We start from the raw sequence: 9552 nt of genomic DNA on the forward strand, positions 1-9552 counted from the left end.
CCGCCGATGCTGATCGCCGACGACGCGCAGGGCGTGCACGCAGCACTTCGCGAAGCCGAACGCTCGCTCTCAGCCGCGGAAGTGCCGGTCGGTTGTGTGATCGTACACGCGGGTGCGATCATCGGTCGTGGCTTCAATCAGGTCGAGACCCTGAAGGACGCGACCGCGCACGCCGAGATGATCGCGATCGGCGCGGCCTCGGCAGCACTCGGCTCGTGGCGGCTCAACGAGTGCACGCTCTACGTGACGCTCGAACCGTGCTCGATGTGCGCGGGCGCGATCGTGCTCGCGCGCCTGGGGCGACTGGTGTACGGCGCGAGCGATCCCAAGGCTGGCGCGTGCGGCTCGGTGCTGGACGTGATCGGAGAGCCGCGGCTCAACCACCGGGTCGAAATCACCGCGGGCGTACTGGCCGAGGATTGTGGCAGTCTGTTGCGGAGCTTCTTCGAGAAGAGGCGGCGCGAGGCGCGCGCCGAACGCGCGCCTCGCGATCCAGGTAACTGAGCTCGCTGCGGGCGGCATGGATCGAAGCACACGGTGCGTCGACTAGGGTCGGTACTCGGAGAACACGAAGTCATTCGTCGCACGTGATTGATGGCAACCGAAGCACTGCTTGGCGGCGTCGGTGACCATGCGATCGGTGGGCGAATCACCCTTGAACCCTTCGAACCCCCAGCCTCCCGTCGCGGCGTAGGCTTTTCGATCCTTGCGCATGACGCCAATGAATTTGCGCGACCCTTCGGAGACTGCGCCATCCTTCGAGTCGGCGGCGAGCAGATCGAACACGATCACGCTGCCGTCAGGATAGGGCTTGCCCGTGTGAGCGGCCGCCATTCCAGTGCGATTCACGTACACGTGATGGATGCCACCGAACGAGTCGAACAACGGGTGTGACTCAGCGACGATTGCCAGCGTCTTCATGTGATTCCAGCTTCGATAGCCCTGCGGGTAGGAAACCGGCCGGTGCGACTCGTTGGCCGCGCTCGAGAGCAAGGGTGATCCAGCCACGGTCGCAGTGAGGATTGACAGCCCCAGAACGGTCCACCATGCGCTGCTTCTGCTTGCCTGTACGCGATGATTGCTTGACACGATCTGCCTCCTTTGAAGAGCCTGCACCCATCTTTAGCGGGATCAGGCATGCCGTCCAGTAGGCACCTTTCGGTGCGCAGGTACCCGATCAGAGGGAAGTCGTCGTGGCGATCCAGCGCGAAGCAGGACGGCTCTTCGAGGACGTGCTCGGGTGCAAGTGGACACTGGCGGTGCTCGCGTCACTGCGGGAGGGAGTTGCGCGTCCTGGTCAGATTCGGCGCGCGCTGCCCGGGCTGACGAGCAAGGTGATGCAGCAGCGACTTCAAAAGCTCGAACGATTCGGCCTCGTGGTGAGGAGACTGATTGCCGAGAGGCCACTGCACGTGGAGTACCGGCTGACACCGAAAGGTCGCCAGCTGTGCAGACTCGTGTCCCGAGTCGAAGCGTTCGCGGGCGAGTGGGAGGTGAAGGATGCGAGCAACGCCTAGCGGACGGTCCCGCCGTGCGGTTCAGATTCTCGTGGCGCTGGCGCTCGTCGCGGCACTCGGGAGCTGTGACTCGAAGAAGGATTCGCCGCGGCGCGGTCTGCCGGCTCGCACCTATCGCATGGGCTTCATGGGCATTCCGCCCGCTCCCGATACGGCACTCGCGGTGCAGGCGCTTCAGATGTGGGTGCCGCGCGCGGATGCCGCGATTCACCACGTCGGCGCCCCGTGGGACTCGATGTTCGCGGGCGTGCCGCTCGAGCCGATCATCCTGCGAGAGATCGGAAACATTGCGAACTACTATCGCTCGCTGGGTCTGAAATTCGTGTTGAGCCTCGATGCGACCGACGGGCTCAATCGCGCCGCCGATGATCCGGCGCTAGTTGCCGCCGGCCGCAGCCTGACCGAGCCCGCGATCCAGCAGCTGATGCGGCGCTATGCCGTGCTGTGTGACTCGATCCTGCAGCCCGACGTGCTGGTGCTGGCGTCGGAGACCAACCTGGTGCGGCTGCTGGCGCCCACCGCGCTCTACAACGCGCTCGTCACCTACGCGAACGATGCGGCCGGCGACGTGCGCGCCCGAAATTCGAACGTGATCCTGTCAGCAAGCGTTCAGGTCGAGACCGCGTGGGGACGGCTCGGCGGACCCGGAACCTACGAGGGCATCTCCTCCGATCTGGTGCACTTCCCGTTCGCGCAGTGGATCGGACTCTCGTCGTACCCCTACTTCAGCTGGGAGCACCCCGACAGCCTGCCGCTCAACTACTACTCGCGGCTGAGAGAGGGGCTCGCCAAGCCGATGTTCGTGATCGAGGGTGGCTGGGCCTCGGCCGGACCGACGCTGGCGCCCAGTTCGGCTGCGATCCAGGCCGCCTACATCCGACGGCACGCGCAGATTCTGGACGAGGTGCAGGCGCGCTACTGGTTTCAGCTCACCTTCACCGACATTGATACGAGCCAGGTTCCGCCGGGCGTGAACCTGACGCCATTCGCGTTCAACGGAATGGTGGACAAGCTGCTGATCCCCAAGCTCGCGCTCTCCGAATGGGACGCGAACTTCGCGCGTCCGCTGCAGCCGTAGGGCGGACGGGCGCAGCCCCGACGCCGTCGGTTGCCGAGTTCGTGCGCGCCCAGACCGCGCGAAATCCGGCTCGACTGGCGTGCGCATCGCAGTGGTGCGCTCGAGCTCGCCTTTTCGCGCGCGCGGCATTCTGCAGCCCTCGGCGCGTGGGTATTCCCGCGCAGCGTGCTAAGCCGCTGCTCGCCGCGGCGCTTCGAGCGCCCGGCCTCGTTGCAGCGCCGTGCAGATCTCAACGGGTCCTGCACGAAGGTCCGGCGGCCGCGAATGGCCCAGATCTTCCAGTACCAGGGTGGGCCGTCTACCCGCGGCCAGTGTCGCTCGCGCGGCGCGAATCGCGGTGGCCCGACATCGTGTGTGGCGGAGAGCGCCCGAAACGGCTCGAGCGACGCGCATGCGCGACTGACTGGAGGATCTCATGCGACTTCCGATCGTGTTTCGACGCTCGCCGGTGGCTTTCGGCCTCGGCCTCGCACTCGCACTCTGTAGCCTCTCCGCCGATCGTGCTGCGGCGCAGAACGAGTGCATGATCAGCGGCCCGACCTCGACCTGCGGTGGTTCCGTGCAGTTGTGCGGCCCCGAGGGTCTCTATCTCTACGAGTGGACCGGGCCCAACGGCTTCACGGCCACCTCGCGATGCATCAATGTGAGCGATCCGGGCGTCTACTCGATGCGGATCCAGGATATCGAGTTCGGTGTGTTCTTCGGACCCTGCACGCACAACCTGACCTCGGGTGCCGGTGGCGGCGGAAGCTGCGTCATCAGCGGGCCGACTTCGGTTTGCCAGGGCCAGTCGGTCGAGCTGTGCGGACCGGACGGCAACCTGCGCTGGGCGTGGAGCGGACCCGGCGGCTTCTCGGCCTCGAGTCGCTGCGTTTCGGTTTCGAACCCCGGTCTCTATTCGCTGTCGGTGAGCGATGCCGCGGGCGGTTGCGGTGCCATGACGTGCTCGCAGAACGTCGCGAGTCAGAATTGCCAGAGTTCGTCGAACTGCCCGCGCAACGCCAAGTTCTGGCAGCGTCAGGGTGCCGGCAAGGGCCGCGACCTGAGCCCGTCGCAGATCCGCGAACTGGCCGGCTGGGTCGATCAGCGCGCGTCGGTGTTCAACTGGTCGGACGACGTTGCGGGCTTCAACAATGCGCTCAATCGCCCGTCCGACGGTAACTGGCGCAAGCGTGCGATGCGGCAGTTCGCGGCGCTGCTCGCCAACTGCGGTGCGCGTGCGAGCGGCCTGCGTTCGGCCGGTGGCAACAGCATGGGTCTCGACATGAACACGCAGGTCGGTGGCTCGAACGGCTCGTTCACGCTCGGCGCGTGGATCTCTTCGACCGATGCGCGTCTGGTCGCGCTGACCGGTCGCTCGTCGCAGGATCGTGAAGCGATTCGCGCCTACAAGAGCATCTGGGCGGTCGCGCTCGCGATGAATCATGGTCGCGGTGTCGGGCCGATCTGCGCGCCTCCGGGACGCGTGGACCCGTCGGAATGTGACGTCGACGACGACTCGAACGAAGGCTCGTAGCTCCGCGCGCGGCCGCGCCCCCGCCGGCCGCGACGCTCAACAAGACGGCCCCGCTCCGGGTGGAGCGGGGCCGTCGTATTGGTACTCGGATCCGGCTAGTCGGTGACGATCTTGCCACCCGCGCCCATCGACTCGGCGGGATTGCCCGGCGGCGGTGGCGGCGGCTGGCTCTCGGCCAGCACCTTGAGGTTGGCGAGGCCGGTCTCGAAGTCCTTGCCGACCGTCTGGTCCATGTTCATGAACAGGCTCATCACCTTGGCCATCATGTTGTTCGTACCACTCATGGCCCACGTGACCTCGGAGCCGCCCTCGACCGGCGCGATCTGGATCTCCACGTTGTTGGTGGCCTGGAACGGCTTGATGAACTGGAGCTGCATGCCCACGCGTGAGTCGGGCGTGCTCTCGAGGATCGACATCTTGCCCTCGCCGACCTTGTCGTTGCCCGACCAGGTGTAGACCGCGCCCACGCCGACGCCCGGTCCTTCGATATTCTTCTTCATGTCGGGGTCGAGGGCTTCCCACGGCGACCACTTGGTCCAGTGGTTGAAATCGTTCGCAATCAGGTAGATCGTCGCGGGCGCCGCCTTCATCACGATCTTGCGCTCGATTCGGAAGGTGTCCGGGCGCATCGAGGCGATTCCGAAGATCGCGAGGATGGTGAGCGCGATCAGTGCGAACAGCGTCAGAGCGACCTTCTTGATCATGAGATGACTCCTCGATCGAGGGGTGACGGACTGCGAAGCCGGCAGGTTAAGGGGATCAGGGGCGCACGCCAAGCCCCATGCAACCCTGACGGCCGCAATCCGCACTAACTCCCAATGAACCACACACCTCTCGAGGCCTCGCGCGCGGGTCGCCGCGTTCCTCCAAACCCGCAGCGAGGCCGCGTTCCTCGCGCTCTACGACGCGCACACCGCGGCGCTCTATCGCTTCGCCGCCCGCCTGACCGGCGGCCACGCGGATCAGGCGGCCGAGCTGACGCAGGAGACCTGGGTGCGGGCACTCGCCGGGCTCGCGGACTTTCGCGGCGAGGCGAGCCTCGGCACCTGGTTGTGCGGCATCGCGCTCAACCGGTGGCGTGAGCTGCAGCGACGCAGCGGGCGTGAGGTGCAGCTCGAGCTGGTGGTTGGCACCGCACGCGAGGCCGGCCCCGGCGTCGATCACGAACCCGACGCGTTCCTTCGCGCCGCTCTCGATCGCGCGCTGGCGCGGCTGCCGGACGGGTACCGCGAAGTGCTGCTGCTGCACGACGTCGAGGGCTACACGCACGAGCAGATCGCGCAGCACTTCGGGATCGCGGTCGGCACCTCGAAGAGTCAGTTGCATCGCGCGCGACGCGCGCTGCGAACCGCGCTCGCGGGAAAGGGAGTGCTCGAACATGAACGATGAACCCAACTCGGAACTCGACCCCGCCGAGCGCCGCGCGCTCGAAGCATGGGGGCGTGACTGGACACCACCCGCCGCCCTGCGCGATCGCACAGTGGCGGTGGCGCGGGAACGCGGATTGATCGGAGGAACGAAGATGAAGAAGCCCATCGCACTCATCGCATCGTGGGCGGCCGCCGCCGCCATACTCGCGTTCGTAGTCGGGCTCGGCGTCGGCCGCCGGCCGGGCGCGGCCGCCCGACCCAAGGAGCCGTCCCTCGTGACCACGCCCGCAACGCAGACTCAGTTCGCATTGATGCTGTTCGAGTCGTCGGACTATCAGGCACCGGCTGCGGGTTCGGGAATGACCGATCGCGTGAGCGACTACAGCCGCTGGGCGCGCGGCATCGCCGAGAGCGGTCGCCGAATCACCGGCGAGAAACTCGCAGACGACGGGCGCTGGTGTCGCATGGATGCCGGGCAGCTCGTCACGCAGGCGCCGGTCCAGGATCCGATTCGCGGTGCGCTGGTCGGCTACTTCGTGCTGGACGCCGCGTCGCTGGACGAAGCGCTCGAAATCGCGCGCACCTGCCCGCACCTCAAGTACGGCGGCAGCGCCGAAGTGCGAGCGATCGAGGGGACGTAGCGCTCGATTCGACAAGCAGTCGGGTGCTCAACACTGGGCGACCGGAACAATCTTCCGGTCGCTCAATTGTCTTGCCTGCGCTTTCACACCGGGCATAGCCTCGGCCCTGCGTCGCACCGATCGCGTTCGGAGAGCGCCCGCATTTGCGCGCGACTCGAAGAGCCCGGCGACGCAGGAGGTCGCACATGTCTACACGCTCGCGTCGAACGGCCGCGCTCCCGCCGCGTCGCAGTTGCGGCACCATGGCGGTGCACATGAGCCTGCTCGAACGCTATCCGCAGTTTCGCGCCCGTCAGTTCCAGCTCGAGCAGGACACCGCGCGCCTGCGTACCAGCGGCTTGCGCGCCGCCGATCTGCGGGTGCGTACCGTGAAGACGGTGGTGAACGTGGTCTACAAGACCGACGCGCAAAACGTGTCGATGGCGCAGATCCGCAGCCAGATCACGGTGCTCAATCGCGACTTCGCGGCGCGGAATCCGGATCGCAGCAAAGTGCCGACGCCGTGGAAGGGGCTGGTGACCGACACGCGAGTCCGCTTCAAGCTGGTCAAGGTGATTCGCAAGCTGACACGTAAAGACTCGTTCACCGACCAGGACAACGGCGTGAAGAAGGCAGCGAGTGGCGGCATGCCGCCCTACCGGCCCGAGTCTCACTTGAACCTCTGGGTGTGCGCGTTGCGCGACTCGGTGCTCGGCTACGCGCAGTTCCCCGGCGGTCCGAGTGCGACCGATGGCGTGGTCATCCACTACCTGGCATTCGGCACTCTCGGGAGCGCCCGGAGCCCATTCAACAAGGGGCGCACCGCCACTCACGAAGTCGGCCACTACTTCAACCTGCGCCACATCTGGGGCGACACGCCCGATTGCAGCGGCAGCGACGCGGTGCCCGACACTCCGAACAGCGCGGGGCCCAACTTCAACAAGCCCACGTTCCCGACCATTACCTGCAACAACGGTCCGAACGGCGACATGTTCATGAACTACATGGACTATGTCGATGATGCCGCGATGTTCATGTTCACCGCCCAGCAGGTCGCCCGCATGCGTGCGACGCTCGCCGGGCCGCGCTCGGGGCTGTGAGTTGAAGTCTGCGAAGACTCCGCCGCCGCACGACCTGGTGGGGCGCTGGCTGCACGCTTACGAAGAGGACGGTGACGAGGGGCAGGTCTATCGGCGCGACGATGCCGAGCTTCCGCTCTCGCGCCGCCCGCGTGAGTCGTTGGAGTTGCGAGCGGACGGTTCCGCCACGATGTCGGTGGCGGGCGAAGACGATCGCGCGCGCGCGCAGCGGGCCGCGTGGCGCGAGGAGGCCGGCGAGATCGTGGTGAGGCTCGCACGCGCCTCGAAGGGCGCGCGCGAAGTGCGCGTACGCCGCAAGTCGGGTGGACGCATCGTGATCCAACGCGAAGGAGCGTGAAGCGCATGGCCGCACGGAAACCGAGGCGAAAGGTCGACGCCAGGAACCTGGTCTACGAGATCAGCCATCGCGTCGCATTGCAGGCGCGCACGCGGGCGGCGGAAACGCTGCCGGGCCCGAGATTCCGCCCGCTGCGCATCTTCACGCTCGACCCCTCGGTCTCGCATCGGCTGGGCGGGATCGCGACCGCGCAGGTGCCCTACCAGCCGCTCGCGCCCGGGCCGGTGGGCGCGCTGTTCGAGTTCGACGCGACCGGCGCGCCGCCGCCCCTGACGGTCGCGAAGCTCGACCTCGACGATCCGCTGCTGTTGCTGTCGAGTGGGGTGTCGCCGTCGCCGGGCGATGCACGTTTCCATCTGCAGATGGCCTACGCAGTCTGCAGCCTGACCTACGCGGCGTTCCAGCGCGCACTCGGCCGCGACGTCGCGTGGGCGGTCGAGGGCGGATCCGGGCAATCGAAACTGCGGGTGCGGCCGTTCGCGGTCAACGAAGACAATGCCTACTACAGCCGAGAGATCGGCCTCGAGTTCGGATACTTCAAGGCCGCCAAGCGCCCCGGCGGCCACACCGTACCGGGCGGGTTGATCTTCGGCGGACTGTCGCACGACATCGTGGCGCACGAGACCACGCACGCGCTGCTCGATGGCCTGCGCGCCGAGTTCTATGCGCCCACGCAGGGGGACGTGCCCGGATTCCACGAAGGCTTCGCGGACATCGTCGCGATCCTGCAGCACTTCAGCTACCCCGAGGTGGTGGCGCAGGGAATCCGCGAAGGCCGCGGCGATCTCGCGAACGCCACGCTGCTCTCGAATCTGGCGCAGGAGTTCGGTTACGCCACCTCGACGAGCGATCGGCCACTGAGCATGCGGTCCGGCGTCGACGTGGCCGGCATCGAGGCGTTCGATTCGGACGCGCTGGTGCCCGACGACAAGTTGTCGCGCTATCGGAAGAACATGGAGATGCACGACATCGGCGCGGTGCTGGTGGTGGCGGTGTTCGAGGCATTCGCAACCGTGTTCCGGCGCAAGACCGATCGCTTCTTCCGGCTCGCCGGCATTCCGTCCGAGGGCATCGGCCACGCGGATCTGCCGACCGAACTCGTCCAGGTGCTCGCCGCCGAAGCGAGCCTGCTCGCCAGCCAGTTCCTGAATGTGTGTATTCGCGCAGTGGACTATTGCCCGCCGGTCGACATGGAACTGGGCGAATACCTGCGCGCGATCGTGACCGCGGATCGCGACGTGGTGGCGAACGATCCGTGGGGTTATCGCGAAGCCTTGATTCGCTCATTTCGGCGCCGCGGCATCTTTCCGGATCACGTGCCGTTCATGAGCGAGGACGCGCTCGCCTGGTCGCCGCCCGAGACCACGTTGCGCATTCCCGAACTGGCGTTCGAACGACTGAAGTTTCGTGGTGATCCGGCGCGTCCCGCGAGTCCCGTCGAACTTGCGCGTCAGGCGCGCGCACTCGGCTCGTTCCTCTCGGAGCGCAAGAACGCCGAGGCACTGCGTCTGATCGTGCGCGGCATGCCGCTGCCCAAAGGCATCACCTATGCCGCTCCACCCATCGTGCAATCCATTCGATGCGCGCGCCGCGTGGGGCCCGAAGGCGGCGTGCTGTTCGACCTGATCGCGGAGGTCACCCAGACCTGCACCGCGATCGGCCGGCAGGGCCCGTTCGAGTTCTTCGGCGGTTGCACCATCGTGATCGGTCCGAGCGGCGAGATCCGCTACGTGATCTACAAGCGGCTCGGGAGCGAGAACCGTCGCGAACGACAGGCCGCCGCGATGCGCGGCCCGCTGTCGCGATTCTGGGTGAAGAAGCGCGGCGTTTACGTGACGCGACCGGCGACCTTCAAGATCCTGCACGCGAGGGCCAAATGACGCGGAATCGAAAGCCGATCTCGAAACGGCGTGGAGCGCCGAGCCCCGAAGTGAAGCGCGCGCTGAGTGCCGCGCGGCGCATCCTGGCCGCGCGCACGCGCGAGCTGGCGCGTGTGCGGCGTGCGACCACGCGG

Annotated in this window: 11 protein-coding genes and 1 pseudogene; 10 read left to right on the forward strand and 2 right to left on the reverse strand. The window is 66.8% G+C overall.

From position 1 onward, the window contains the following. Positions 1-6: 6 nt before the first annotated feature. Positions 7-504: a nucleoside deaminase gene (locus HOP12_03685; GenBank protein ID NOT33253.1), complete on the forward strand. Its 498-nt coding sequence runs from the start codon at positions 7-9 to the stop codon at positions 502-504. Between the two features lie 42 nt (positions 505-546). Here the strand turns inward: HOP12_03685 and HOP12_03690 are convergent, their stop codons facing one another. Beyond that, entirely contained in the window at positions 547-1035 is a 489-nt protein-coding gene (locus HOP12_03690; GenBank protein NOT33254.1) for a cytochrome P460 family protein, read from the reverse strand. Between the two features lie 158 nt (positions 1036-1193). Here HOP12_03690 and HOP12_03695 point away from each other — a divergent pair, with 158 nt between their 5' ends. From HOP12_03695 to HOP12_03705, 3 genes are all read left to right on the forward strand, one after another. Next, positions 1194-1517, forward strand: coding sequence for a helix-turn-helix transcriptional regulator (locus HOP12_03695; GenBank protein NOT33255.1), 324 nt, complete (start codon positions 1194-1196; stop codon positions 1515-1517). Continuing rightward, positions 1501-2595, forward strand: a complete 1095-nt coding sequence (locus tag HOP12_03700; protein ID NOT33256.1) for a hypothetical protein — start codon at positions 1501-1503, stop codon at positions 2593-2595. Before HOP12_03695 ends, HOP12_03700 begins: the two co-directional genes overlap by 17 nt. Before the next feature lie 415 nt (positions 2596-3010). Continuing rightward, the gene (locus tag HOP12_03705; GenBank protein ID NOT33257.1) at positions 3011-4111 is read left to right on the forward strand and encodes a hypothetical protein; all 1101 of its coding nucleotides are present in this window, start codon (positions 3011-3013) and stop codon (positions 4109-4111) included. Positions 4112-4206: 95 nt separating this feature from the next. Here the strand turns inward: HOP12_03705 and HOP12_03710 are convergent, their stop codons facing one another. Continuing rightward, entirely contained in the window at positions 4207-4815 is a 609-nt protein-coding gene (locus HOP12_03710) for an SRPBCC family protein (protein NOT33258.1), read from the reverse strand. Between the two features lie 181 nt (positions 4816-4996). Between HOP12_03710 and HOP12_03715 the strand changes: the two are divergent. The 6 genes and pseudogenes from HOP12_03715 to HOP12_03740 form a co-directional block, all read left to right on the forward strand. After that, positions 4997-5500: pseudogene (locus tag HOP12_03715) on the forward strand (RNA polymerase sigma factor). Next, positions 5490-6122: a hypothetical protein gene (locus HOP12_03720; GenBank protein ID NOT33259.1), complete on the forward strand. Its 633-nt coding sequence runs from the start codon at positions 5490-5492 to the stop codon at positions 6120-6122. The pseudogene HOP12_03715 and the gene HOP12_03720 overlap by 11 nt, the downstream one beginning before the upstream one ends. 185 nt (positions 6123-6307) lie before the next feature. Then, complete coding sequence (locus tag HOP12_03725) at positions 6308-7201, forward strand: zinc metalloprotease (protein NOT33260.1); 894 nt, start codon at positions 6308-6310, stop codon at positions 7199-7201. Position 7202: 1 nt separating this feature from the next. Beyond that, positions 7203-7538, forward strand: a complete 336-nt coding sequence (locus HOP12_03730) for a hypothetical protein (protein ID NOT33261.1) — start codon at positions 7203-7205, stop codon at positions 7536-7538. A gap of 5 nt (positions 7539-7543) precedes the next feature. Beyond that, complete coding sequence (locus HOP12_03735) at positions 7544-9418, forward strand: peptidase M4 (protein NOT33262.1); 1875 nt, start codon at positions 7544-7546, stop codon at positions 9416-9418. After that, positions 9415-9552, forward strand: a 138-nt coding sequence (locus HOP12_03740) for a hypothetical protein (protein ID NOT33263.1), incomplete at its 3' end; no start/stop codon positions are given. The genes HOP12_03735 and HOP12_03740, both read left to right, overlap by 4 nt.

The organism is Candidatus Eisenbacteria bacterium (genome assembly GCA_013140805.1).
GTDB lineage: Bacteria > Eisenbacteria > RBG-16-71-46 > RBG-16-71-46 > RBG-16-71-46 > JABFRW01.

Coding starts and splice junctions, on each gene's coding strand:
- HOP12_03725 (NOT33260.1), top strand. CDS start 6,308: ATGTCTACACGCTCGCGTCGAACGGCCGCGCTCCCGCCGCGTCGCAGT.
- HOP12_03735 (NOT33262.1), top strand. CDS start 7,544: ATGGCCGCACGGAAACCGAGGCGAAAGGTCGACGCCAGGAACCTGGTC.
- HOP12_03710 (NOT33258.1), bottom strand. CDS start 4,815: ATGATCAAGAAGGTCGCTCTGACGCTGTTCGCACTGATCGCGCTCACC.
- HOP12_03685 (NOT33253.1), top strand. CDS start 7: ATGCTGATCGCCGACGACGCGCAGGGCGTGCACGCAGCACTTCGCGAA.
- HOP12_03700 (NOT33256.1), top strand. CDS start 1,501: ATGCGAGCAACGCCTAGCGGACGGTCCCGCCGTGCGGTTCAGATTCTC.
- HOP12_03720 (NOT33259.1), top strand. CDS start 5,490: ATGAACGATGAACCCAACTCGGAACTCGACCCCGCCGAGCGCCGCGCG.
- HOP12_03705 (NOT33257.1), top strand. CDS start 3,011: ATGCGACTTCCGATCGTGTTTCGACGCTCGCCGGTGGCTTTCGGCCTC.